General features: G+C 43.9%; 25 protein-coding genes and 1 pseudogene. 15 read left to right on the forward strand and 11 right to left on the reverse strand.

Translation table 11 applies throughout. The features are described from left to right. Positions 1-46: 46 nt before the first annotated feature. On the reverse strand, positions 47-706 hold the full coding sequence (locus tag AAC855_RS03335; protein ID WP_340608192.1) for an alanine--tRNA ligase-related protein: 660 nt from the start codon (positions 704-706) through the stop codon (positions 47-49). A 395-nt stretch (positions 707-1101) separates the two neighbouring features. Between AAC855_RS03335 and speB the strand changes: the two genes are divergently transcribed. The 4 genes from speB (at position 1102) to AAC855_RS03355 (ending at position 4022) form a co-directional block, all read left to right on the forward strand. Then, positions 1102-2028 carry an agmatinase gene (gene speB, locus AAC855_RS03340; protein ID WP_340608193.1) on the forward strand — a complete coding sequence of 309 codons (927 nt, stop codon included), beginning with the start codon at positions 1102-1104 and terminating at the stop codon, positions 2026-2028. Positions 2029-2283: 255 nt separating this feature from the next. After that, positions 2284-2481, forward strand: coding sequence for a hypothetical protein (locus AAC855_RS03345; protein ID WP_099109945.1), 198 nt, complete (start codon positions 2284-2286; stop codon positions 2479-2481). Positions 2482-2680: 199 nt separating this feature from the next. Continuing rightward, the gene (locus AAC855_RS03350) at positions 2681-3166 is read left to right on the forward strand and encodes a YbhB/YbcL family Raf kinase inhibitor-like protein (RefSeq protein WP_340608194.1); all 486 of its coding nucleotides are present in this window, start codon (positions 2681-2683) and stop codon (positions 3164-3166) included. A 58-nt stretch (positions 3167-3224) separates the two neighbouring features. Further along, a complete protein-coding gene (locus AAC855_RS03355; protein ID WP_340608195.1) occupies positions 3225-4022 on the forward strand; it encodes an L-threonylcarbamoyladenylate synthase in 798 nt (265 codons plus the stop codon). Here the strand turns inward: AAC855_RS03355 and AAC855_RS03360 are convergent. Further along, a complete protein-coding gene (locus AAC855_RS03360) occupies positions 3985-4710 on the reverse strand; it encodes a helix-turn-helix transcriptional regulator (RefSeq protein WP_340608196.1) in 726 nt (241 codons plus the stop codon). The genes AAC855_RS03355 and AAC855_RS03360 overlap by 38 nt on opposite strands. 406 nt (positions 4711-5116) lie before the next feature. Between AAC855_RS03360 and AAC855_RS03365 the strand changes: the two genes are divergently transcribed. Together AAC855_RS03365 and AAC855_RS03370 are read left to right on the forward strand one after the other, a co-directional pair. Beyond that, the gene (locus AAC855_RS03365; protein ID WP_340608197.1) at positions 5117-6610 is read left to right on the forward strand and encodes an APC family permease; all 1494 of its coding nucleotides are present in this window, start codon (positions 5117-5119) and stop codon (positions 6608-6610) included. Further along, the gene (locus AAC855_RS03370; RefSeq protein ID WP_340608198.1) at positions 6585-7199 is read left to right on the forward strand and encodes a DUF3156 family protein; all 615 of its coding nucleotides are present in this window, start codon (positions 6585-6587) and stop codon (positions 7197-7199) included. Before AAC855_RS03365 ends, AAC855_RS03370 begins: the two co-directional genes overlap by 26 nt. On the opposite strand, the gene AAC855_RS03375 is transcribed toward AAC855_RS03370, so the two are convergent. Next, positions 7131-8042: a LysR family transcriptional regulator gene (locus AAC855_RS03375; protein WP_340608199.1), complete on the reverse strand. Its 912-nt coding sequence runs from the start codon at positions 8040-8042 to the stop codon at positions 7131-7133. The genes AAC855_RS03370 and AAC855_RS03375 overlap by 69 nt on opposite strands. A gap of 222 nt (positions 8043-8264) precedes the next feature. On the opposite strand from AAC855_RS03375, the gene AAC855_RS03380 reads away from it, so the two are divergent. Both AAC855_RS03380 and AAC855_RS03385 read left to right on the forward strand, forming a co-directional pair. Continuing rightward, complete coding sequence (locus tag AAC855_RS03380) at positions 8265-9563, forward strand: 3-isopropylmalate dehydratase large subunit (protein WP_340608200.1); 1299 nt, start codon at positions 8265-8267, stop codon at positions 9561-9563. After that, positions 9560-10141, forward strand: a complete 582-nt coding sequence (locus tag AAC855_RS03385) for a LeuD/DmdB family oxidoreductase small subunit (RefSeq protein ID WP_340608201.1) — start codon at positions 9560-9562, stop codon at positions 10139-10141. Before AAC855_RS03380 ends, AAC855_RS03385 begins: the two co-directional genes overlap by 4 nt. 118 nt (positions 10142-10259) lie before the next feature. Here AAC855_RS03385 and AAC855_RS03390 read toward each other — a convergent pair whose 3' ends face one another. Further along, positions 10260-11000 carry a 4'-phosphopantetheinyl transferase family protein gene (locus AAC855_RS03390; protein ID WP_340608202.1) on the reverse strand — a complete coding sequence of 247 codons (741 nt, stop codon included), beginning with the start codon at positions 10998-11000 and terminating at the stop codon, positions 10260-10262. A gap of 184 nt (positions 11001-11184) precedes the next feature. Between AAC855_RS03390 and galE the strand changes: the two genes are divergently transcribed. The 3 genes and pseudogenes from galE (at position 11185) to AAC855_RS03405 (ending at position 13246) form a co-directional block, all read left to right on the forward strand. Beyond that, the gene (gene galE, locus AAC855_RS03395; protein WP_340608203.1) at positions 11185-12204 is read left to right on the forward strand and encodes a UDP-glucose 4-epimerase GalE; all 1020 of its coding nucleotides are present in this window, start codon (positions 11185-11187) and stop codon (positions 12202-12204) included. 128 nt (positions 12205-12332) lie between these two features. Next, positions 12333-12437: pseudogene (locus AAC855_RS03400) on the forward strand (hypothetical protein); the annotation flags it as partial. Between the two features lie 116 nt (positions 12438-12553). Further along, positions 12554-13246, forward strand: coding sequence for an O-methyltransferase (locus AAC855_RS03405; protein WP_340608204.1), 693 nt, complete (start codon positions 12554-12556; stop codon positions 13244-13246). A 171-nt stretch (positions 13247-13417) separates the two neighbouring features. Here AAC855_RS03405 and AAC855_RS03410 read toward each other — a convergent pair whose 3' ends face one another. Together AAC855_RS03410 and AAC855_RS03415 are read right to left on the reverse strand one after the other, a co-directional pair. Continuing rightward, complete coding sequence (locus tag AAC855_RS03410) at positions 13418-13909, reverse strand: membrane-associated Zn-dependent protease 1 (protein ID WP_340608205.1); 492 nt, start codon at positions 13907-13909, stop codon at positions 13418-13420. Positions 13910-13963: 54 nt separating this feature from the next. Beyond that, positions 13964-14899, reverse strand: a complete 936-nt coding sequence (locus AAC855_RS03415) for a lipase family protein (RefSeq protein ID WP_340608206.1) — start codon at positions 14897-14899, stop codon at positions 13964-13966. Between the two features lie 412 nt (positions 14900-15311). Between AAC855_RS03415 and AAC855_RS03420 the strand changes: the two genes are divergently transcribed. Together AAC855_RS03420 and AAC855_RS03425 are read left to right on the forward strand one after the other, a co-directional pair. Beyond that, a complete protein-coding gene (locus AAC855_RS03420) occupies positions 15312-16682 on the forward strand; it encodes a pyridoxal-phosphate dependent enzyme (protein WP_340608207.1) in 1371 nt (456 codons plus the stop codon). A 20-nt stretch (positions 16683-16702) separates the two neighbouring features. Further along, positions 16703-17857 (forward strand): trans-sulfuration enzyme family protein, encoded by a 1155-nt coding sequence (locus AAC855_RS03425; RefSeq protein WP_340608208.1) that lies wholly within the window; start codon positions 16703-16705, stop codon positions 17855-17857. Between the two features lie 59 nt (positions 17858-17916). Here the strand turns inward: AAC855_RS03425 and AAC855_RS03430 are convergent, their stop codons facing one another. The 3 genes from AAC855_RS03430 to AAC855_RS03440 are packed head-to-tail and all read right to left on the reverse strand — an operon-like array spanning position 17917 to position 20733. Then, positions 17917-19299, reverse strand: a complete 1383-nt coding sequence (locus AAC855_RS03430; protein WP_340608209.1) for an amidase — start codon at positions 19297-19299, stop codon at positions 17917-17919. After that, positions 19296-19508, reverse strand: a complete 213-nt coding sequence (locus AAC855_RS03435) for a hypothetical protein (RefSeq protein WP_340608210.1) — start codon at positions 19506-19508, stop codon at positions 19296-19298. Before AAC855_RS03435 ends, AAC855_RS03430 begins: the two co-directional genes overlap by 4 nt. 1 nt (position 19509) lies before the next feature. Then, entirely contained in the window at positions 19510-20733 is a 1224-nt protein-coding gene (locus tag AAC855_RS03440) for an MFS transporter (RefSeq protein ID WP_340608211.1), read from the reverse strand. Positions 20734-20854: 121 nt separating this feature from the next. Here AAC855_RS03440 and AAC855_RS03445 point away from each other — a divergent pair, with 121 nt between their 5' ends. Together AAC855_RS03445 and def are read left to right on the forward strand one after the other, a co-directional pair. After that, on the forward strand, positions 20855-21430 hold the full coding sequence (locus AAC855_RS03445) for a TetR/AcrR family transcriptional regulator (RefSeq protein WP_340608212.1): 576 nt from the start codon (positions 20855-20857) through the stop codon (positions 21428-21430). A 26-nt stretch (positions 21431-21456) separates the two neighbouring features. After that, positions 21457-21963 carry a peptide deformylase gene (gene def, locus AAC855_RS03450; RefSeq protein WP_340608213.1) on the forward strand — a complete coding sequence of 169 codons (507 nt, stop codon included), beginning with the start codon at positions 21457-21459 and terminating at the stop codon, positions 21961-21963. 89 nt (positions 21964-22052) lie between these two features. On the opposite strand, the gene mutH is transcribed toward def, so the two are convergent. Beyond that, positions 22053-22742, reverse strand: coding sequence for a DNA mismatch repair endonuclease MutH (gene mutH / locus AAC855_RS03455; RefSeq protein ID WP_340608214.1), 690 nt, complete (start codon positions 22740-22742; stop codon positions 22053-22055). Positions 22743-23331: 589 nt separating this feature from the next. Further along, positions 23332-24993, reverse strand: coding sequence for an HTH-type transcriptional regulator SgrR (sgrR, locus tag AAC855_RS03460; protein ID WP_340608215.1), 1662 nt, complete (start codon positions 24991-24993; stop codon positions 23332-23334). Positions 24994-25070 lie beyond the last annotated feature (77 nt).

Raw genomic sequence — 25070 nt, forward strand, 5'->3', positions numbered from 1 at the left:
TAGTGCTAACCGAATAAGCGCTGTGACAGGCGCTTATTCGAAAAAATTAAACTAATTTAATTTCTATTCGGTTTAATCCCTTTCCTTTATTCTTTCTGGATAATTTAACTGCCCCTATTTCATTTGTATTACTTACATGCGTACCGCAACAAGGCATTTCTATTTCGTTGCAACACCATAATCTTATCTCATCCTGATATTTAAATACTATCTGATGCCCTTGACTGATAAAAGAATTAACTTCTTGTTCCAGTGCAGAGAGCGATTGAGGATCAATATTCTGTGAAAGGAAATAATCTGCACGGTCTTTTTCATTATTAACAAAAGAGCCTTCGACAGACAAAAAAGTGGGCTTTTTTCGCATGAAGAATTCAACAATATGGCTGGCAGTATGCAGCCTCATTGTATTCAGCCTTCTGGTGCTATCGATTTGTCCCTCGACTTTCTGCCCGACACTGAAATTATCAGTGGTGACATAGTGTTTTATCGGAGCACTGAAATCTAATTTCCCTTCATCGGTATTGTCGACATGCACAGCAGTTACCGGATATTCACCAATGGAACCAATATCGAAATCCTGATTTCCGGAAAGAGGATAAAATAATGTTTGATCGAGAACTATGTGATCATCACCCACATATATGACAGTAGCTTCAAAGTGTTTTTCATAGGGAATTTCGTCAAATAATCGTTTTGTTGAAAGCATGGTTACTCTCTTTATATCAAGAATAAAAAAAGACGATAATTGCGATGGTTTAGCTGAGATTCAATCAAAATTAAAATTACGGGAACAGCAGGAACTATTCAATGATTCTTATAGAATTTGTGTAACTGGAGCATGGTTATTGTGTACTAAATTAAGGTGTTCCATTTTTTTCCAGATAGTTGCCGCATTTATTTCATCTGATGGCCTCAAAAGTGTAGCAAGAAAAAATGATGTCTAATACTATATGCCCAAATGCTGGTGAGTATGAGTAATTATCTGTTTTTTGATATTAACTTATTGTTTTTAAAAATAATTTAAAATTCAGGCTTCTTGTGAAGTTAGCGTAATGTAATCAGCCCTATGTTAATTAAACACAAGGCTTTAGAGGATATATTATGAGTATTAGTTCCTTAGGAAACCAAATCGATAACTCTCTGGTTTCAAATGCCTTTGGCTTCCTGCGCTTCCCGTTGAATTTCCAGCCTTATTCCGGTGATGCGGAGTGGGTTATTACCGGTGTACCTTTTGATATGGCAACATCCGGTCGGGCTGGTAGTCGCCACGGGCCGGCCGCTATTCGTCAGGTCTCGACAAATCTGGCTTGGGAAAGCAGCCGCTGGCCATGGAACTTCAGCCTGCGCAAGCGCCTGAATGTCGTTGATTGTGGTGATCTGGTCTTTAATTTTGGTGATGCGCAGGATATGAGCGACAAACTACAGGCTCATGCTGAAAAAGTGCTGGCATCAGGCAAAAAGATGCTGACTTTTGGTGGCGATCACTTTGTCACATTACCGTTGTTGCGCGCTCATGCGAAACATTTCGGTAAAATGGCTCTGGTTCATTTCGATGCTCATACTGATACTTACCCGAATGGCAGTAAGTTTGATCACGGTACGATGTTTTACCATGCACCAAACGAGGGATTGATCGATCCGGCTCATTCTGTCCAGATCGGTATTCGTACTGAACACGATACAGATAATGATTTCACGGTATTAGATGCAGGGCAGGTGAATGATCGCAGCGTTGACGATGTTGTTGAGCAGATCAAATCTGTTGTCGGCGATCTGCCGGTATACCTGACTTTTGATATTGATTGTCTTGATCCGGCATTTGCGCCCGGTACAGGAACGCCAGTGATCGGTGGTTTGACTTCAGATCGTGCACTGAAAATTCTCCGTGCTCTGCAACCGCTGAATATCGTTGGTATGGACGTGGTGGAAGTTGCTCCTTCCTATGATCAGTCAGAAATTACCGCGCTTGCAGCTGCAACAATCGGGCTGGAACTATTGTATTTACAGGCTTCGAAAAAAGCTGTTTAGTTTCAATTGCGATTATAATTTCCATTTTGAAAGTTCCTCTTAATGTTGTAATAGCACTCGCTTAAGTGAGTGCTATTAAGGCTGCCATTTATATCCATAAAGAGAAAATCAGTGGTAATGCGGATGGCATATTGACATGTCGGTTTTGTTGCATCTTGTGGATTATCCTTGCAACAAATGAGACAAAGAAAAGATGTTGGTCTATAGTAGCGCATAATAATTTCTATTATTAACTATAACTTAAAGGTATTAAATATGCGCATCTTATGGTTTGTTGTCATTATTGGTTCAGTCTTAGGACTCATAATGGGGCTACTGCCAGCGTTATTTTTGTCTAACAGTGCTCCCCAAGAAGCCGCTGGAGCAGCTATTGCAGTTGCATGTTCGGTAGTGCCTTATTGTATTGCCCGTGCTGTTAGTATGCTGAACGGAAATTCAAAAAAAGACGATTAATGTAATGATAAGCGGTATTAATCTTAGTTAATACTTCAGGCCAAGGATGGCTTAGTTAGCTTCCATTCAGATAAAAAGTATTCCCAAACGCACCTATTGTTCCCAAATTGAAACAATCCCGCAAAACCATCGCTTAACCTTGCAGCATAGAAAAACTGCGTTAGGATGTTTTAAAAGGCATTCTTATGAGGATACAAGCATGATAATCACTTCAACTGAATTTAAGAATAATGATTTCCTGAGTAAAGATCAGGAATTCAATGAGTTTGGTGGTAACGGTGGTAATCGCTCACCTGAGCTTGTCTGGACAGATGCGCCTGCCGGAACAAAAAGTTTTGCGGTCACGGTTTATGATCCTGATGCCCCAACGGGCAGTGGCTTCTGGCATTGGGTGGCATTTGATATTCCGCTGGAAATACAGGCTTTATCCCCCGATGCAGGACGGAGCGATGGCAGTAAATTCCCGGCTGGCGCAATTCAGAGCAAAAATGATTACGGGCAGATTGGTTTCGGTGGAGCTTGTCCGCCAGAGGGAGATAAAGCCCATCGCTATATTTTCACCGTACATGCCATGTCGGTAGAAAAACTGGGTATTGACGCTGAAATAACCAATGCGGTCGCACGTTTTATGATCTACGCCAATAGTCTGGCAACCGCCACGATTACCGGCTATTACCAGCGTTAACTGATTCATTATTTTCCGGTTTTAAGATCTTCAGTTTATAAAAAAAGGGTATCAATATATGAGCAGCAATTCTTTTTCTTCTCCAAAGAAAGTTCAATGGAATCAGGGATTACAACAGGAAGCAGTCGAGATCCTGTCCAATGATGGCGGAATGATTGTCTGCCCGACTAAAGTGGGTTACATCATTATGACGTCCGATGCGAAAGGGCTGGAGCGAAAATTTGAGGCTAAGCAGCGCAATCGTAATAAACCCGGCGTCGTATTGTGTGGATCTCTGGAGCAGTTGAAAGAGCTGGCTCAGCTTAACCCGGAAATTGAAGAGCTTTACCAGAAACACTGGGATGCAGATGTGTTATTGGGCTGTATCTTGCCGTGGAAAGAAGAAGCAGTTAATCGTATCCCCGATGATGGTTCCAAAGAACTGATGATGGATGGCCGTGGTACAAGTTGTTTTGTCATTAAATTTGGTAAGCCCGGTGAAATTCTGGCGAAAGAGCTGTGGGAAAAATACGGTAAATTCTCTTTCGCCAGCTCAGCTAACCCATCAGGCAAAGGTAACCGTGGTTTGGTTGAGTGTATTGGTGAACGCATTGAGGAGCGTGCGGATCTGATTATTACGGCCAATGATTATGTGAAATCTATTCAGCCGAATGAGACTGAGCAAACCCGCTATGAGCAGGGTGTGATGATTTCAATGGTAGATGACAACGGTAAATTAGTTCCGATGCAAAATGGTCAGCGTGATATTACACCGTGCCCGGTATTGATCCGTAAGGGACTGGATGTTCATAAGATCATGGTAATCATGTCTGATATTTTCACGACATGGGATTACCGTCACGGCAACTATTATTAATCATCGCGGCGGGTGCGGTACTGTACCCGCTCAAATGACGGCGAATAAAGCCGGGAGAAACTAATTCTGTCCGGTTGGTCACACTGGCTTTGGCAAAAATATTACGCAGATGAGTTTTTACAGTCGAGAGGGAAATACTGAGCTGTAATGCTATGCGTTTATTACTGGCTCCTTCCCTGACCAACTGAATAATTTCCTGTTCTTTTGAGGTGAACGTGGCCTGTTCATCGGGCAAAATATCAAACGTCATTAATTCAGCTACAGGAATAATAGTGTGGAGTCTCATTACCTCCTGATGCTGAAACGGACAGTCCCTGAAAACGGAAAGGCCCGCGAGGATTTTATTCCCACGGCGGATAAAGATTTCGACTCTATCCGTTAAGTTATTGGGCTGCATAAAATCATGATAAAACTGCTGGGCACTCTCTTTCATTTTGTCATTCATGCTGACAAGACACTGCGCATTATTTCTGAAATTCTCCGGATGCAGTGGGTCTAACTGATAAAAATACCCGACATATGCCTGATACATGTCGGGTGTGATGCCATACAGGATATGCTGTTCGGGCTGCCACTTTTCATTAACGAGATAATAAACAGCGGCAGACACGGGAATGATGTGAGCAATCGTATTCAGGCAGCAATTCACCAGTGTCTGTTGATGATGAGTGAGTGGAGGTGTATTCATTGATCGTACCTATCTGATCCAGTGGTGAATTCATCATGGCTTTTCTGATTATGAATACAAAACATACATATTAATAATGTGAGATTCATTGCATTATTAAAAACTTATTATTTTTATGCTTTGACTGCTTTTAGACTGACTTTGTACATCTTGCCACTTTTTTATTAATATGTTAATTGATCGTTTTCTCATTATTGCCTGATATTTCTTGAGTTACAGTATTTTTTAATTTTTTCTTTGGTACTTTTCGGCAAAAATCAGCTTGAGATACCTCGTTTGGGTATCGTTCTTTAGAATGATGGCAACACTTTTCCCCTTATCCCTATAGTTAAATTACAGTCACCTTTTGTTTACAAAAAATTCACAATCAAACCGACTGTATCTCAGGGTAAAAGGGGGAAGAAAAATGAATATGTCCTCAAAGTTAATATCACATATTGAGAAGGGTAAGGTCGGTTTTCCGACAACGCTTGCTAGTTCTGTTGGTGTGATTATGGCAAGTCCGGTTATTTTAACCGTCACCAGCGGGTTCGGAATAGGTGGTGATACATTTGCTCTGGCTGTGTTTCTCAGCTTTATTGTGATGCAGGCTCAGTTAACGACTTTTGCTGAAGCTGCTGCGATTTTGCCTACGTCAGGGTCAGTATATGATTATATTTCTTGTGGTATGGGACGTTTCTGGGCAATAACCGGGGCACTTTCTGCCTATTTAATCGTGCATGTTTTTGCCGGGACTGCGGAAACCATTCTTTCCGGCATTATGGCATTGGTGAATTTTGAAAGCCTCAATACCGTGATGGAGAGCAATAATGCTTCCTGGATGGTTGGGGTAGGGTTAGTGATCACCTTTGGTCTACTTAATGCGTTTGGGATCGAGGCCTTCAGTAAAGTGGAGATTATACTGACGTTTGCCATGTGGAGTACGTTGGTGATCTTTAGTTTGTGTGGTCTGCTGATGCCATTTCACACTTCAGTTGATGGCTGGTTTGGTGAGTCACTGAATATTGCTGATCCGACAGTGATATTAAGTTTGGTCGGCATGGCGATGTTTATGTTTATGGGTTGTGAGCTGGTGACGCCAATGGCGCCAGAAATCAAAAATTCAGCAAAAGTCATCCCGCGAGCAATGGCAATCGGGTTGTGTGGTGTTGCGTTCTGTATGTTTATGTACGGCGCTGCGATGACACATCAGGTGGAAAACGTCATTGTTGACCCTGCGAATAATGTCAGATTACTGGAAACTCCGATGGCAATTCCGGCTTTTGCCGGGCAGGTCATGGGGGATTTTGGTAAATACTGGATTGGTTTTGGCCTGCTGCTGGCGGGAGCGGCAACGATTAATACACTGATGGCAGCCGTTCCCCGTATTTTATACGGTATGGCACTTGACGGTACTTTACCCCGTATTTTCACTTACCTGCATCCAAGATTTAAAACCCCCGTGTTTGGTATTTTAATTGCTGTTCTAATCCCCTGTATCCATGCTTTTGCCATTCAGGGTGATTTGAACCGTATTATGCCACTGGTATTGGCTGCGGTGTGTTCTTGGGGAACGGCTTATCTGTTAGTCACAATTTCTGTCATTCTGCTGCGTATCCGTCGTCCTGACCTGCATCGTGCCTATAAATCCCCATTTTTCCCACTACCGCAGATCATTTCCGCTGTGGGGGTTGTTATCGCTCTTATTTACATTACGCCCCCGGGTATGAATAAAGCGGATGTTTATATCCCTTTCCTGATCATGCTTGGTTTAACAGCGACCTATGCACTGATATGGACGATATTTGTTCAGAAAGTCAATCCGTTTAAACCTGTAGAAGTGGAAACTATTCTGTCCAAAACGTTCTCTGAAACTGAATTGAAGGAGATTAAACTTGAGCCATTACGCAGCCTCCGCTAAATCTTCTTTCTGGCAAAAAATCAACAAACAACGCCTGCCTGCCGACTATCAGGCAGGCCTGACCCTTAACCGGCTGGAGCGTGATCTCCAGCCCTATGACTGTGAAAGGCCCGGGCCGGGAGAGCTGATTGTCAGACCAGCAGAACAGTTGGCAATAGGTGTCAACGAAAGGGTGAAAAAACTGTTTATGGCATTCATTGTTTATACGCGCTTTTCTGTTTCCGGCGTGATAGATCAGCCTTTGAATGCCGATATACAGGTAAAAACGGAAGGTAGCCTACGTAAAAAGCGGATACGGTTTTTTTCAAAACAGGAAGATGGATTGAAACTGATTGAGCAACTGGAGCAATATCCTGTTATTCGACAGACGTTAGAAGAACTGGATTTCCGTTCATGCAGTATGCAAATCAGGGAAGGAAAATGGCGTTACGAAATTGAACATTTTGCTGCTTCTGAAATTGTCAGTCGGCTTCCGGCGACCCGCCGTTACCTGCGTTTAACCTCAGAGCAGCGTCATCGTTTACTCAGTTCGTTGCATCTGATTCATCAGCTTATGCTGCAAGGTGTTGGCAAAAAGCCGTACACGTGAAGAGAGCGTTTCTTCGGATTTAAACAGGACCCAAGATTGATAGATATCCATGTCCCATTCGGGCAGAAGCCTTATCAGTTTTCCGGCGGTGACGGATTCATGGGTGATATAGTCCGGTAGGTAAGCAATACCCGCTCCAGCCAGCGCTGAGCTCATCAATGCTACACTATTATTAATGCGAAAACGGCTGCGCACTTCAATATCAAACTTATTTCTCTCTTTCTGAAACGGAAGGGAGATAGTATGAGCAGGGCCGCGAAATAGCAGATAATCATAACGGGGAAGATCTTCCGGTCTTTCTATAGCCGGAAACTGGCTGATGTAGTCCGGAGTGGCGTAAAGCCCCCAAGTGATATCAATCAGAGGCATCACAAGTGGGTGGTCTGGTGTTTCACGGCTTACCACAATCGCGATATCACATTGGTCTTTTTCCATGTTAATGATCCTGTCGGTCAGTTCCAGATCGACACTGACATGGATATTTCCGGCAACAAAATTATTCAGGGCCGGAACAATACATTGGCTGCCGAAGGATACCGGTGCAATCAGGCGCAGGCTTCCCATCGGTTCTTCATGGAAATTACGGATAAAACGTTCGGCGTTTTTGGCTTCACTCAGGATACGCTGACAATATTGGTAATAACTCATTCCGACTTCTGTCACCTGAATTTTGCGTGTGGTTCGGTTGAGTAACTGAGTACCGAGCCTGATTTCTAACTGTGCGATTTCACGACTGACGGAAGACTTCGAAAGCCTTAATGATTTTGCCGCTTCAGTAAAACTTAATGTCTCTACGACACGGGCAAAGATCACCATTGAGCTGATATTCTCAATATTATTCATAAAGTAACCTGATGATTTACACCGGAAAACCATAACATATCACAGGTTCTGCTCAGAAGGGTTTTATTCTCTGTAGAAATTTTTCATTTAACGAACGACTGTTCCATGACAGAAACAGTGAGCCGAACGGTGGCATTTTGCTGCGATAAAGAGTAATTATTTTATAACAATAACAAGCTGTTCTTTTTAAGCATGTCTAAATATTCTGGAGGGCAATGTGAGATGAACCAAACTATGACACAAAAAATTCTCGCGCGGGCGAGTGGGCGTGAACAGGTCACACCGGGCGAAGTGGTTTGGGCAAAAGTGGATATCCTGATGTCTCATGATCCCTGTGCCCCCGGCGTTGCCAGCGTATTTAAAAAAGAGTTTGGTCAGGATGCCAAGATATGGGATCCGACTCGTTTCATTATGATCCCTGACCATTTTGTTTACTCGGCTGATCCGCAGGCGAACCAGAATATACGGGTCATGCGTGAATTTGCCGCAGAACAGAATGTTAAGTATTTCTATGATGTCGGAACCCCCAATTATAAAGGTGTCTGTCATATTGGATTGGCGGAGGGAGGTCATACTCGTCCCGGAGAAGTTTTGTTAGGGACGGATTCTCATACTGTTACCGCCGGTGCATTCGGGACATTCGCGATTGGGTTGGGGATTACTGATGCGGCTTATGCCATAGGGACGGGAGAAATTCCGCTGAAAGTGCCGAGTACTATTCGTGTGAATTTTACGGGTACTAAGCCAGCGCATGTTCTGGCAAAAGATATGATTCTGGCGGTATTGTCAGAACTGACAGTGGATGGTGCGACCTATCAGGCGATTGAATTCGGTGGCAATGTCATTGATGAGTTATCTGTCGAAGAGCGTATGACGATTTGTAATATGGTGGTCGAGTGTGGTGCTAAAAATGGCATTATGGTGCCGAATCAGGCAACGCTTGATTATCTGGCAGAACGGAATGAGATCCCGTTTGAGATTGTTTACCCAGATGAAGATGCGGAATATACCCGAGTATTAAATATTGATGTGTCGGATATGCAGCCGAAGATAGCCAAACCGCATTCGCCGGATAATGTAGTTTCCATTGAACAAGTTGCCAATGTTGCTATTTCTCAGGCCTATATCGGTTCCTGTACCGGGGGCAAGATTGAAGATTTCATCGCCGCTGCCCGTATTATAAAAGGCCATAAGGTTAAAATTCCGACTTACGCAGTACCCGCGACAAAAGAAGTATTCCATAAAACCATCACAACCCAGATTGAGGGCGTTTCCGTGTATCAGATTTTAACGGATGCAGGAGTGAAACTTTCTGCTGAAGCGGGTTGTGCTGCCTGCTGCGGTGGCCCGCCGGATACTTTTGGCCGCGTTAATGATCCGATATCAGTTATATCCACGACGAACCGTAATTTCGTCGGAAGAATGGGGCATAAGCGCGCGAATATTTACCTTGCTTCACCGTACTCTGTTGCTGCGGCAGCGATTACTGGCCAGATCACGAATCCGGGAGAATTTTTATGAGTGATGTCGTTATGAATGATGCTGTTTTTAATGAACAAAAGGAAAATATCATTCGTGGTCAGGTTTATGTTCTGGAGGATAATATTGATACTGACCAGATTCTGGCCGGGGAATATATCAAAGTAAATCCCTCTTCACCTGAAGGTTATGCTCAATTAGCGTCACTGGCGATGTGTGGATTACCTGAAGGGTCGCTGCCTTTTATTGATGAAGAAAAAGGTAAAGCGAAATATCCGATTATCGTTGCCGGGCAGAATTTTGGCTGTGGCTCTTCCCGTGAACATGCCGTTGTAGCGCTGGGTGCTTCGGGTGTAAAAGCCATTCTGGCACAGTCCTATGCCCGGATATTCTTCCGCAATTGTGTCTCTACTGGTGAATTATTGCCTGTCGCGGCACAGGAACGCTTGTGTGACAGCTTAGTTACCGGTGACAGCATTGAGATCGATATTGAAAATCAGACAGTAACCGTACTGAAAAGCGGTGAAAAATATCCGACCGACCCTGTCGGGGAACTGGCGAATATTGTTGCTGCTGGTGGGTTATTTTCTTATGCGCGGGCAACCGGTCGGATAAAGTAATATCCCCGGCGTCTTTCAAGTGCTCTTTTGCCACGCGATGCCACTCGAGATCCATAGTGTATACAGAAAATATGCCAGCAGATTATAAGCTGGCATATTTGTTTGATTCCCGCTTTCTTCATCCAACGATATAGGTCAATAGCTGTTGCTGCGGCATGAGGACAAAATTCCCGTGAAACAAAGAACCGGCCTGATAATCATCAGTAAGTGTTTTCAGCAATTTTATGGTCACAGTGTGATGAGTGCAGTCAATCTCCACAATTTCTGCTGCATGGAAATCGAAAAATTGCTTCACATGAGGGTAAAGTGCTTTATAAAGGCTTTCTTTAATAGAAAAAGCGAGTGTGAATGCCTGAATAAAAGTCAGCGGAGATTTTGCCAATAATTCTTTCTCAGTATCATTGATAATGCTGGCTGAAACACTATCAATAGTTTCCTGTTTGATCTCTTTTTCGATATCAATGCCAACCCATTGATATTTATCACTGGAAGCAGCGAATACAACAGCACAGTTGGTTGAGTGAGAGATGGAGCCGCAAATTCTTTCAGGCCAGACTGGAGAGCGATCCGGCGCTGATTCCACCTGAAATTCAGAATATCCCATGTTATTTAATATATTACAGGCACAGTAACGGGCAGCCAGATACTCCGCCCGCCGTTTAGTGACAGCATTTTGCAATCGTTCAGGATACACAATGCCATATTCAGTAAATAAATCATCCCGATAGCTGTCTTGTGTGAAATAAGCCAGCATAATCTGAATATCGGGATGCTTTGATAATAAGCCCTTTTGTATCGCAGTGAAAAAGGGTTCATTGATGGCCGTTGTCTGTGCAGGAGTAAAGGTAATTTCTTTCATTATTGTTCATCAGAAATGTTGATAAATTGTTTTTAACTAATTTTGCCACATTTAGTTTTAGTTCACTAAATCGTTAACTCTTTTTATACTGTGTTTCGACCAATAAGAACAGGGATCTGAAAATAGGGTGTATCTTATTGGTTGAATAACTGTTTGATTCAGCCCAATTAAAAAAGAGGTAAATGTGGAAATATTAGTGACAGGTGGGATGGGATATATTGGTAGCCATACCTGCGTCCAGATGATTGAAGCAGGGATGACGCCGATTATTGTCGATAACCTGTGTAATGCCAGTCAGGAAGTTCTGGCTCGCATTGAAGCGCTGACGGGCATCAGGCCGCTGTTTTATCAGGGTGATATTCGTGATGAAGCCTTCCTTGATTCTGTTTTTTCCCGTCACTCTATTGAGTCCGTTATCCATTTTGCCGGTTTGAAAGCGGTTGGCGAATCAGTCGAAAAACCCCTTGAATACTATGATAATAATGTTAATGGCACACTGGTGTTAGTGCGCAGCATGCACAAAGCCGGTGTAAAAAGCATTATTTTCAGCTCATCAGCAACAGTATATGGCGATCCTGAAATTGTTCCCATTACTGAACAGTCTGCGGTAGGGAATACCACCAATCCTTACGGTACAAGTAAATATATGGTTGAGCGCTGCCTGTCTGATTTTCATCATGCGGAAAGTGATTGGTCAGTCGTATTATTACGTTATTTCAATCCGGTAGGAGCACATCCATCAGGTACGATGGGAGAAGATCCTCAGGGCATTCCGAATAATTTAATGCCATATATTGCTCAGGTAGCGGTAGGCCGTCGAGAGAAACTGTCCGTTTATGGTGACGATTATCCTACTCCGGATGGAACAGGCGTCCGCGATTATATCCATGTGATGGATCTGGCTGATGGCCATATTGCGGCGCTGAATGCAGTCGGTAAAAAATCTGGTCTTCATATCTATAACTTGGGGACAGGAACAGGAACAAGCGTACTGGATATGGTGGCCGCATTCGGTCAGGCATGTGGTAATCCGGTTCCTTACGAAATTTGCCCACGTCGCCCGGGAGATATTGCAGAATGCTGGTCAAGCCCTGAAAAAGCAGAGCGTGAGCTGGGCTGGAAAGCAAGCCGTACTATTGTAGAAATGACCGAAGATGCATGGCGTTGGCAGTCCCAAAATCCTAATGGTTATAAAGCCGGATAATACGCGCTTGGCACGTTAATCGCATCACACAGACATAGCAGCTACAACGGGCATAAAGGTATTTATGCCCATCGATTCATGTACCGTTCATGAGTACAGGGATTGGCACCTGAATGAGCATTTAGGTTATGTCAAAAAGGCAATTTAATCAGGCTGATCATCCACACAGGCGCTATAACCCTTTAACAGGGCAGTGGGTCATTATCTCACCACATCGGCTGAAACAACCGTGGGTTGAGGAAAAGAAACCATGACATAAATGGCTGGCTTTTATTTTTGGTTAATTTATATTCGGATTGAATCTGAGCATGAATAAACATTTGTCTTATTGATAAAGAGGAGTGTTGTCTTGAGTCACAATCTGCAATACGAAGAATTACAGCAACAATGGTCTTCAGTTGATAGTTATCTAAAGAATAGCCTGTTACATTCTGCATCGCATCTCGAACAAACCCTTGAATATAACGCCAGTCAGGGATTGCCTGCTATTGATGTTTCAGCACTGCAAGGGCAGTTTTTGATGATGATGGTTCAGATTAGCGGAGCAAAACGCATCCTCGAAATCGGCACGTTAGGCGGCTATAGTGCGCAATATATGGCCAGAGCGTTACCCGATGATGGTTTACTTATCACGCTGGAAAAAAATCCCAAAATGGTACAGATCGCCCAGCGTAATATCGAATTGGCTCAACTCACTCATAAAATTGAAGTTATAGAAGGAGATGCCAATGAGACTTTACCGACTCTGAGTGAAAGAGCACCTTTTGATCTGATTTTTATTGATGCTGATAAACGAAGTAGCCAGATTTATCTCGATTGGGCGATTAAGCTGGGGCGTCCCGGCAGTATTATCATCATGGATAATGTTGTTCGTGGCGGTGCTGTTGTTCATGAGCAGCGTGATGAGTTCGCTGAAGGTATTCATCAGACACTGGATAAAATACTTAACCGCCCGGAAATCACAGCAACGGCTTTGCAGACTGTGGGCGAAAAAGGCTGGGATGGATTTGCATTGTTACGGATAAATGATGATGTGAATTAATTCGGGTCAGATAAAGTTCCAGTTATATTCCCTTGGTAGATCCCTGCTGGTGGTATTGTCAGACGTATTTCAGCCAGAGATCTACCGAGAATGATACCTGCCGACTTTCAAGTTACATTGCTGCTAATAATAAAGAAACGACTTGAAAGCCATTGGAGAGAGAGTACTTCTTCAATTACGGATTTTATGGATTTTTTCCTCTGTATTCGGCTCATTAACTGCTTTGGCCTCCCTCGCTGACTGGCATGCTTTACGTTCATTTGACTCACGATCTTTAATCACTTTTGCCGTTTCATCTACAGTAGGAAGTGAAAAACCCATATCATCATAGGCCCCGAAACCAGCCAGATGGTAACTACTGAATGGGGCATCCACAGGAATGCGGAATTCCTGCTTTTCTCCCGGTGCCAGTGAATCAAATGAGTACACAATGAGTGATTGCGGCTCGCAGGTTGTATTAAGGGGTAAAATTGCCAGATATCCACCGGCCACCGGTTCATCTCCCTGATTTTGCATGGTTCCACCGACGAAGAATTGTCCTTTTGCTCCCAGCCCCATGTGGAATAACAGATGAGCTTCACCTTGTGCCCGCAGAGCCGGGCTGAAAAAGCTACTTATGATTAATATCAATAATATTCCGCATGAATAATTACCCCGTTTCATTGTCTCTCCTCCTTTATATGTATGGTTGTATTCTGGCTGAGTGAATTGCCTATATTACTGATTGGATGGTGGTGTCAGAGAGATACACTCTGCTGTTTTTTTAACATCTTCAGAGTCTGCGTCCTGAGGTTCATTGAGCAGTTTTTTGAACTGTTCAGGATCTAATAGGGCGATATAACTGGTTAAATAATGGTTACATCTCACACTGTCAGTGATATTGAGGCTATCCGATGCTTTAAGGATCGTAGATTTTGACAGGGATTCATACTCCAGTATGAATGGAATGTCGGGAGGCAGATGAGGAACCAGATCATTTTCGTAGCTGAATGCTTCATAGTTTGCAAAATGGTTATCGATATAGGTAGCAAATTCATGATTACCGGCTCTTGGGCTGGCAAACAGATTGGCTTTGTGTTTATCGCCAAGCAGGGGAATATCCCTCATAAGATAGGTCGCAATGACCGCGCCAAGGCTATGGCCCAATATAGTATATGCAGTATTGATACCGATGAATTGAGCAACAGCATTAGAAAATCTGAGGTGGTTGTAATTATCTTTATATTCAGGCTCAACAATGGTCAGTTTCAGTGAATTATAAACACTATAAAACCCCATACTGACTTTTTGTTGAGGAGTATCAGCCCACGGTGAGGTGAAAACAGGAACAATATCATGCAATGCTTCAAACAGATTAGAACTGTCGGTCCCCCTGATAACAATGACATACTCTGCCGGCGTTTTTTTATTCTTAGCGATATACCCATAACAAACATGGTTAGGCAGCATAATTAAAAATTGTTGATTACTTTTGGGGGTTACGGAAAAAGAGAGATCATTCCCACTAATATAGGCGACCAGATCCCAGCCATCTTCTGCTAAGCGCGGGTCTGCGGGGGGAGTCGGATTATTGTAATATTGCCTGTTCATCTCGGCTGCATACAGTATCAATGATGCCTGTTGAGCTTCTTTGGTTAACATATTGTTATTCATTATTAACTCCTCTTGATACCGCTCGTCTTTCCGGTGGCTTTTTAGCTGTGTCGTTCCTTTTCTTCCGCCAGAGCGCAACTGGAAATCCAGTGGGTATATTATTATTGGCTGTGTGTATTTGTCATTTTTGTTGTACTGCAATATTAAATTTTATCAGCATAAAAAATACAGAAAGGATAATTTAATCGTATATCATTCTGACAGGATTTCTGAGAATTTGAGTCATTGAGATAGTCGTTCAGTTAAGAACCTGTATTAGAAAGTACTTGCTATTGTTCAATATCGAATTAATTAATTACTTTTAGTTATATGTAGTTTTGATTTGTTCTTTTTAATCTGTTATCTAACGGCGTTATTCTTCACAGATCTGTAAGTCTTATTTTCAAATATTACTGAATATTAAGAGGCTAATATGTCTGCACCACGTTCGGTTCTGGAGTTGATCGGGAATACACCGTTGCTGGAACTGACCCATCTGGATACTGGCCCATGCCAACTCTTTATTAAGCTGGAAAATCAGAATCCGGGCGGTTCTATTAAAGACAGAGTTGCACTCTCAATGATTGAACAAGCAGAAAAACAGGGGCTACTGAAACCCGGTGGTACCATCATTGAAGCAACGGCTGGTAATACGGGTATCGGGTTAGCACTGGTTGCTGCCATGAAAGGTTATAAGCTGATACTGGTTGTGCCGGATAAGATGAGCAGGGAAAAAATATATCACCTGAGAGCATTGGGAACGGATGTCCGTCTGACCCGTTCTGATGTGGGTAAGGGCCATCCGGAATATTATCAGGATTATGCGTTGCGCCTGTCGAAGGAAATCAGTGGTGCGTATTACATTGATCAGTTTAATAATTCCTCTAATTCACTGGCGCATATAACAACGACCGGGCCTGAAATATGGCAGCAGATGGAACACGATGTGGATGCTGTGGTTGTTGGCGTGGGTTCAGGCGGAACGCTTGGCGGTTTAAGCCACTATTTCCGGGAAGTTTCTCCCGATACTCAGTTTATTCTTGCTGACCCTAAAGGTTCTATTCTTGCTGATTATGTTGAATACGGTCATTACGATGAAGCGGGAAGTTGGTTTGTTGAAGGAATAGGCGAGGATTTTATCCCACCGTTGGGGGATTTCTCTAACATTAGTCATGCTTACCGGATCACCGATGCGGAAGCATTTTCCTGTGCAAGGGAGCTGCTTTTACGGGAAGGTGTTCTTGTCGGTTCATCTTCAGGCACGTTACTGTCTGCTGCTTTACGTTATTGCCGGGCACAGAAAACACCAAAGCGTGTCGTGACTCTGGCTTGTGACAGCGGCAATAAATATTTATCCAAAATGTTCAATGACTACTGGCTACTGGAACAAGGGCTGCGTTCACAACAGAAAGAAAATGATTTAAGTGATTACGTGACATATCGTTACCGGGATGGCGCGACAGTTTTTGTTTCCCCACAGGATACACTACAGATTGCACATGGGCGAATGCGGTTGTATGACATTTCACAACTTCCTGTACTCGATAATGACCAAATTGTCGGCATTATTGATGAGTGGGACTTGATGAATGCCATTCAGGCTGATTCTCATAATTTCTCTTTGCCCGTCAGTCAGGCCATGACCAGTCAGGTTAAGACTCTCCATAAAAATGCATCATTGGAGCAACTGGTTGCAACTTTTGATGCGGGTCATGTGGCGCTAATTGTTGATGATAATAAACACTTTATTGGCCTTGTTACCCGTACTGATGTGCTGAACGCATGGCGTCAACAACTCAATTAATCTATTTCAGGAATAACTTAATGACTAAATTTGATACTAAAAGCGTTCACGCCGGCTATGTCCCTGATCATACCGGGGCTGTAATGCCTGCAATCTATGCGACATCCACTTATGCACAACCTGCACCGGGTCAGCATACGGGATACGAGTATTCCCGTAGTGGTAATCCCACCCGTGATGCTCTGGAGCGGGCGATTGCTGAACTGGAAAATGGCAGCCGGGGTTATGCATTTGGCTCAGGTTTAGCAGCCAGTTCGACGATTCTGGAATTACTTGATAAAGACAGCCATATCGTTGCTGTGGATGATCTGTATGGCGGGACTTACCGGTTACTGGAAAAAGTACGTCGCCGGACTGCCGGGTTGCGTGTCACTTATGTCGAAGCGGGCGATACTGCGGCACTGGAAGCGGCTATCCAACCTGATACAAAAATGATTTGGGTGGAAACGCCAACTAACCCATTGCTTAAACTGGCAGATTTGGCGGCAATTGCTCAGATATCCCAACACCATAAGATTATCAGTGTTGCAGATAATACGTTTGCTTCTCCTTATATCCAACGCCCGCTTGATTTAGGGTTTGATATTGTTGTTCACTCTGCGACTAAATACCTGAATGGTCATTCCGATGTTGTTGCCGGCCTTGCAGTAGTGGGGAACAATGCTGAATTGGCCGAACAGCTTGCTTTCCTGCAAAACTCAATTGGCGGGATCCTTGATCCTTTCAGCAGCTTCCTTGTCTTACGTGGCATAAGAACATTATCACTGCGTATGGAAAGGCATATTAGCAACGCAGAAAAAATTGCCCACTGGCTGGAGCAGCAGCCACAAATAGAAAAAGTCTTTTACCCCGGTCTTGATTCCCATCCTCAGCATGAGCTGGCGAAGCGTCAGATGAAAGGGGCTGGTGGCATGATTTCTATTGTGCTGAAAGGGGATGATGATGCTACTCACCGGATGATAAAAGCACTGAAACTATTCACACTGGCAGAAAGTCTGGGTGGCGTGGAAAGTTTGGTTGGCCAGCCGTTTACCATGACTCATGCATCTATTCCGTTGGAAAAACGTTTAGCGGCAGGCATTACACCACAATTAATCCGTCTTTCAGTGGGTATTGAGAATGTGGATGATTTGATTGCCGATTTATCGCAGGCGCTTAGCGCAGCAAATCTGTAAAGTTGAAATAATATGCCAGCCCGGTTTTCGGGTTGGCATTTTTGTGTGTATTTTTATTTCTATACAGACTCAGTTTTGCCAGCCATTTCTATAGCATGGCCTACTCGTAGTACTGTTGCATCATCCATTGCCCGGCCAATCACTTGTACACCGATAGGCAGGCCTTGTTTATCTTTTGCTACAGGCAGTGTTAAGGCCGGTAGCCCCGTGATATTGGCCGGAATGCATAGACGGAGATAGGCATTTGTGACGTTTTCCTCAGAATTGTCAGACCAGATAAACGATTCCTGCCCAACGAGCGCTGCTGTCTCAGGGACTGTAGGCGCGAGTAAGATATCGATATCATTAAATAATCCATCCCACTGCTGGCATATCATCCGTCTGGCTCGTTGTGCTTTCAGATAATCTCCGGCAGGTAATAACTGTCCTGCTTCAAGGAAAGTCCTCACATCATCCCCATACAGTGATGCAGACTTACGTAAAGTACGAGAATGTATTGAAGCCGCTTCAGCCACTGTGATGCCCCACTGGGTTGGCAGCAGGTAATCTGCCAGAGGTACGTTGACTGTCGTGACTTCGGCTCCTTGCTGTTTAAGGCGTTCTGCGGTCTGTTTTATTGCTGTTTTCACTGATTCCGCAACCTGATCAAAATAATAGTTTTGCGGAATGCCAATCCGTAATCCTTTAATTTCCTGTTTAGAGAAATCCGCATAATTTATATTCGGTGCCTGACGGCTTGCCGGGTCACGTTCATCAAAGCCCGTTAATGCCTGCAATATTAATCCGGCATCTTCAACGGTTCGGGTCATTGGCCCGGCATGATCCAGTGACCATGCTAGTGGCGTAACACCATAACAGGAAACTAATCCATAAGTCGGTTTAAAGCCGACAATTCCGCACAGTGCCGCTGGTATTCTGATAGAACCACCGGTATCTGTTCCTATTGCTGCCAATACCCCGCCGTAGGCTACCGCAGCAGCAGAGCCACCACTGGAGCCGCCAACGATACGACGAGTATCAAGAGGATTGCGTGTTTGTGGCGTAATGACACCAAATGCAAATTCGTGAGTATGGGTTTTCCCCAGTAAGATGGCTCCTGCACGATGCAAAGCATCAGTTACCGTACTGTTGGACTGGGCAATATGTCCTGCCCGCACTTTAGAGCTGGCGGTGGTCGGTTTACCGGCGACATCGAACAGATCTTTCAATGCCAGAGGGATCCCATGCAACGGCCCGCGATATTTTCCCTGACTGATTTCGCGTGCTGCCTGTTTGGCCTGTTCCCGGGCCTCTTCCGCCCAGACAGAGACAAAAGCATTAATCTCTGGCTCTGCTATTTCTATGTTGGCAAGGGCTGCATCAACCAGTTCTACCGGAGATAATGTTTGTGCAGCGATAGCTTGACTGGCTTGAGAAATAGTCAGGTTTTTCAGGTCGATCATATTTTTCTTTCCCCTCCGGCATTGAAAGTCAGCGCCGGAAGGTCAGCATCATCCATCGGCAGTTCATCTAGTCGGGCGATTGCCGTGCGGATATGATGCAGTGCTCCTGCAATATATTGTGCTCGCTCTATATCCAGTGTCAGGCCGACATTGGCCGCCAGCATTTGTGTTTCTTCCGCAGATAAAGGATTAGGTATTGTTGTGTTCATATTATTTCCTTAACGGTATTGATATATTTCTATTCAATAGTGTCAGTAGAATCGCCAGTAAAACCAGAGCCATGATGACTGCTCCGTAGACATTGACCGCAACCAGCAGACCAGACTGATGAGCGAGATAACCGATAGCAACAGTAGGAACACTGTTGGCAAGGTAACTTTCAATATAAAAAGCGCCCATCAGACCGCCTCTTTCATGAGGTTCAGCCAGTGGCAATACGGTTCTTATCGCCCCTAGAAAGGTTGCTCCAAACCCGAACCCCGTAATAACCGAACCTATCAGCAATAGCATGACATATTCCTGATTTGCAGCCAGTAAGATCAGTAATAGCCCGATTGCTAAAGCAAGCTCACCTGATAACAGAGTCAAAAAGGAGGTAAGTCTACGTGCAGCGATGATTGCAATCGCACCACTGAGCGTTAATGCGGCGACCGAAAGCCCTCCCATCCACGGTGATGTTGTGTGAGTGGTTACTACGATCAGTGACGGCATGAGTGATAAGTAGAACCCTCCGATCATCCACACAGCAAAATTAGCCGGGGTGATTGCCCGTAACGCATTGTGGGCTTGTGCGGGGACTATAATGCGAGGACGTAGACTTTCCCACGCTCCCGAACGACGTTGTACAGTTTCAGGAGCCAGTTGGGTAAGAATTAATACCACCAAAAACACAGTCAGCAGTAAGACATATATGGTGTGGAGTGGACCGGGAGCAAATACCAGCAATGTGGTACTGCCTAAGGCTCCGGCAGCCATACCTAACATGGGTGCAATACTGTTAATCAGCGCCCCGCGTTCTCTGTTCATATCCAGCAGAGCCGCTCCTACAGAAGCAGTCGCCAACCCGGTTGCAAGCCCTTGTATAATACGTGCACCTACCAGCCATGCGGGATCAGAGGCCAGTAAAAAAGTACTCATCGATATGATTTGTAACAATAAGGCTAAGCTGATCACCGGTCGCCGCCCTATATGATCTGATAAGCGGCCAGCTACCAATAAAGCCAGCAGCAGGGCCAGTGCATAGGCGGCAAAAATTACCGTCAGTAATGTTGAGCTGAATCCCCACTCATGCTGATAAATACGATAAAGTGGCGTAGGTGCACTGGATGCTGCTAAAAAAGCCATTAGCGTGATGGCATGAAGTATCGTTGCAGCTTGGTAAGACAGCCGACTGCTATGAGAGTGTCGGCAGAAATCAGGTGCGTTATTTGACATAACAACTCCATAAAAGCAAAATGTTAGCTTTAATGATGCTACAAGAATTATCTCACTAAAGCAATTTTTTTGCTTTAGTGGTTTTGTGTGAACAGTGACAGAAGTAGGAGCAGAGAAAGAAATGACTCACAGAGCAGCACCGCGTCCCGGTGGTCGTAGTGCCCGCGTGCAGGCGGCTGTCCATCAGGCTGTGCGGGAACTACAGCAAGAGCTTTCCCGTATTGAACTGACTGTGCCCGCGATTGCTGCCCGTGCAGGTGTGACACCATCAACTATTTATCGCCGCTGGGGTGATTTGTCACAATTACTGGCAGATGTTGCGGTTGAAGAGCTACAACCGGATCACTCCCCTGTTGAAACAGGTTCATTTCGTACAGATCTTCTGACATGGCTTGAGCAATACTTTGAAGAGATGTCATCTGAACCCGGCCGAGCAATGTTAAGAGATATACTGGGTACGCCGGGCCATGAATATGCAGGTAAGTGTGATGGATGTATACGCCAGCAAATAGAGGTAATTTGTCAGCGTGCACTGGAAAAAGGCGAAAAGACTATTTCTGTTGATTTGATTATTTCGGGTGTTGTTGCACCGGTAATGTATCGCATCCTGTTTGCAAATGATCCCCCTACAAGTGAACAGATACACACATTTTTCGAACAGTTGGAAGCAAGGCAAAGCGAGTTATATTATTCTTAACGTTCCGTGAACAAAGGAGAATGGTTATGGCTGTTTTAGATATACTCACAATTCCTGATGAAAGACTGAAACAGAAATGTGTTGATGTCGCCCATGTTGAAGATGTCCAAACGCTGGTCGATGATATGTTGGAAACAATGTATGACACGGATAACGGCATTGGGTTGGCAGCACCTCAGGTAGGAAGAAGAGAATCTGTATTAGTTATTGATATTTCACCAGAGCGGAATCAGCCTCTGGTTTTAATCAATCCCAAAATCGTTGAAAAAGAACGCAAGGTTGTGAATCAGGAAGGGTGCTTATCAATTCCCGGTTATTATGCTGATGTGGAACGATTTGAAAAAGTGAAAGTAGAAGCACTGGATCGAAACGGTCAGGCTATCACAGTGGAAAGTGAAGATTTTCTTTCTATCGTGATGCAGCACGAAATTGACCATCTGCACGGTATTATTTTCATTGATTATTTATCCCCATTAAAAAGACAAATGGCATTAAAAAAAGTGAAAAAATATTTAAGCAGCAGAGTCAGTTAGCGGATAAGTATAGAGGCGAATATGCTCCAGTCACTATGGTGACTGGAATAAGCGGGGGTTCAGAAGATAGTGAAGTTCAAGTGACAACACTAATCAGAACCTATGAAAAAATGGCGAGCCAATAATGGCGCGGTAAGGCTTTTCTTTAAATAAAAACCACGGGGAAGCGTCATAATCGGCTGCCCGTATTCACCAATAGCTTCTGTTAATGCCCGGCTATTCGCTGCTTTTGGTCGCAATTGCAAGACTTCACCATGACGGGCTGTAATACTCTCAACTTTGCCTAACACGATGAGGTCCATCAATTCTTCCCAATCGCATCTTAATAACTCTTCTTCAACCGGATTTGGACTCCAGAGGAGCGGAGAGCCAACACGACGTTCAGAAAGCGGGATCTCTCTTTCCCCTTCAACCGGAACCCATAAAACACGAGACAGTTTACGCCTGACATGACAGTTTTCCCATGTGATGCCACTGTTGCCGGTTAAAGGCGCAACGCAGACAAAAGTCGTTTCCAGCGGCGCACCGTTTCTGTCCACAGGGATTGTTTTCAGTTCAACACCAATATGCTCAAAATCTTGTTCTGGCTTACTTCCCGCACTCGCCCCCAGATAATATTCAAGCAATATACCTACCCAACCTTTGTCCCGTTTCAGATTAGGCGGTATGGAAATACAAGCTTGTGTAGCCAGTTCTCCTAACGTTAAGCCTGCCAGAGACCGGGCTCGTTCGAAGAGTTGTTGTTCGTTTTCTGGTGATACTGGTGGTGTGAATTGCATGATTATAAGATATATTTAGCGTTGTTTAAAAAATGAACACATCGATTGTTTAAGTTTATTATAAGTTTATCAGTATGCGGATTAACCAGATAATGACATGATATACAAGATATTTTAATTCGTGTTCTTCGCATTAAAAATAAACTCATTATGATTGTTCACCTATTCACCGTGATAATAAACAGGATCTTACACCATGTTATCCACAGAACTATGGGATAAGTGATAAAAATTGCGATCACTGGTTTGATTTACAGCCTTATTCAAGGTGGTTTTCTACAAAAACCTATGGTTTTTGTTTAACTAAAAGGCATATCCTGTGGATAAATTCACCATTGGTTGATATTTGCGCAGTGCAAGAAAAACAGAAAACTGTGATATTCCGCACAGGTTGGGTAAATGCACGTTATAAACATTAACGTAATGAAAAATAATAGGTATTTATTTAATCTTATCAGACGATTGAAAGGGGTAAAGAAAACTATACCCGCTTTACCCCTGACTTTTTCACATACATATCCACAGAAAAAGTGAATAAAATTATCATTGTCAGACTATAATTGTTTATAACTTGAGGTTTTTCTGTGAATTATCCTTCCGGAGGTGTAAACCATGCAGATTTAAAGTCAAACCATCCAAAAGTATTCATTTTCACCCCTCTCATACTTCTTTGCCCCTGTAACTCAAGCCAGTGATGGAATAATGGGTGTAACCTATGCTCATCAACGATTTTTTCACACCACTCTTCAACATTCAGCTTATCCTGCCGCCATAAAGAAGCCTCTCGGTTTAAATCACTGTTCAGACATTTTTTCAGCAAGGGAATTTCGTAGAGAGTTGCAAACAATGAAAACTCCAGCGGCTTATAAAAATTGGCGGTGGCTAACCAGACATCACTTTCGGTATCGCCATTGAACCATGTTTCGTAATCCACAATATTGATTGTCAGCTCAACACCATACTTTGCCAGAATAACTTGCAGGATTTTACTGATAGTATGGTACTCATGATGCTGTTGATAAAAAGTGACCGTCAGGCTGGTAATATCTTCCGGTTTCTGACGTTGCGGGAGGAGCTTGCTGTGATGCCAGCGCAGCAATAACCCATACGCCGGTGACCAGTGGCGCTGATAGAAAGGATCACAATGGGCTAATAAATTAATAGGCGTGAGTAAACTACACAGCCAATCGCGCACCTCTTGCCTTGCACATTTCGCCGAACGTTGGTCACTTAACAGGAAATAACAGCCTTCTTCCATTCGGCTATCTAATGAATTGTTATTGTTGCCATCATTTCCCAGATGCAGAGTTGTACAAACCAGTTTTTCTGTCAATTCAGGGTGAATAGAGATATTCACTTCATCAAGTAGCGCTCTGAAACCAAAATAGTGATCAAATGCTTTAATTTTTAATTTATGCCTATTATTGGTAACGACCTGATAAGGGCCGGTTCCGACTGGGCGTTGAGCAAAGTTGGGCAGATTTCTCCATTCTTGTGGCAGGATCATGGCATGAGGGCTGCCCATCAGAAAGTCAAGCCGAGTGTCAGGCTGATGAAGAAAGATATCGACTGTATAGGGAACCGTGGAAGTGATTTTTTTAATGTGGGAAAAAAGCGGAAATATTGTTAAATGCTCCAGTGAGCTGATGATATCTTCTGCCTGCAACTCTCTGCCGTGGTGAAAATAGATGGCTGGTCGCAGGTAAAAACGCCAATGATGCTCTGTCATTTGCTGCCAGTGATGAGCCAGATCACCTTCTACTTCCTCTTTTTCCTCATTTATACGGGTTAATCCGTTGAAAATTTGCCGTATCAGGTGTATTTCTGACCGCCTGAGTGCTGTACCGGGTAGTAAGTTTGGAAATGGTCGATAGTAAATAATGCGTAGTGTGCTTTTCCCCTGCCTGAAATTGCGCTCCAGTTGCGATAGTACCATTTGGCGCACGGTATTTTTGTCACCAACTAAATGAACTAATTCCTCAATGTTTTCTTGCTCGAACAGCTTTTCAGCTCGCTGTTGCTGGAGTTCTAGTCCACTGCGAAGAAAGTGGAGTCGGGAACGTTTTCCTCTGCCGGCTTCAGCGTGCCAGCGTAACCAGCCAGCTTGCTGCATATTATTTAATAGGGAACGGACATGGCGACGTGAACAGTGCAGGATATCGGCGAGTATCTGTAGCGTGGTTTCAGCATTTTCGCCCTGATAATGCTGCCATAACTGAATGAACTGTTGTTGCAGGCGAGGGTTCGGCATAAAAGAGGAACTCCACTGATTTTTCCATCAATTTTTATTTCCTTATATTAAGCCGATAATAAGTCAGATTTAAAGTC

The sequence above is a fragment of the Xenorhabdus bharatensis genome, assembly GCF_037996705.1.
GTDB lineage: Bacteria > Pseudomonadota > Gammaproteobacteria > Enterobacterales > Enterobacteriaceae > Xenorhabdus > Xenorhabdus bharatensis.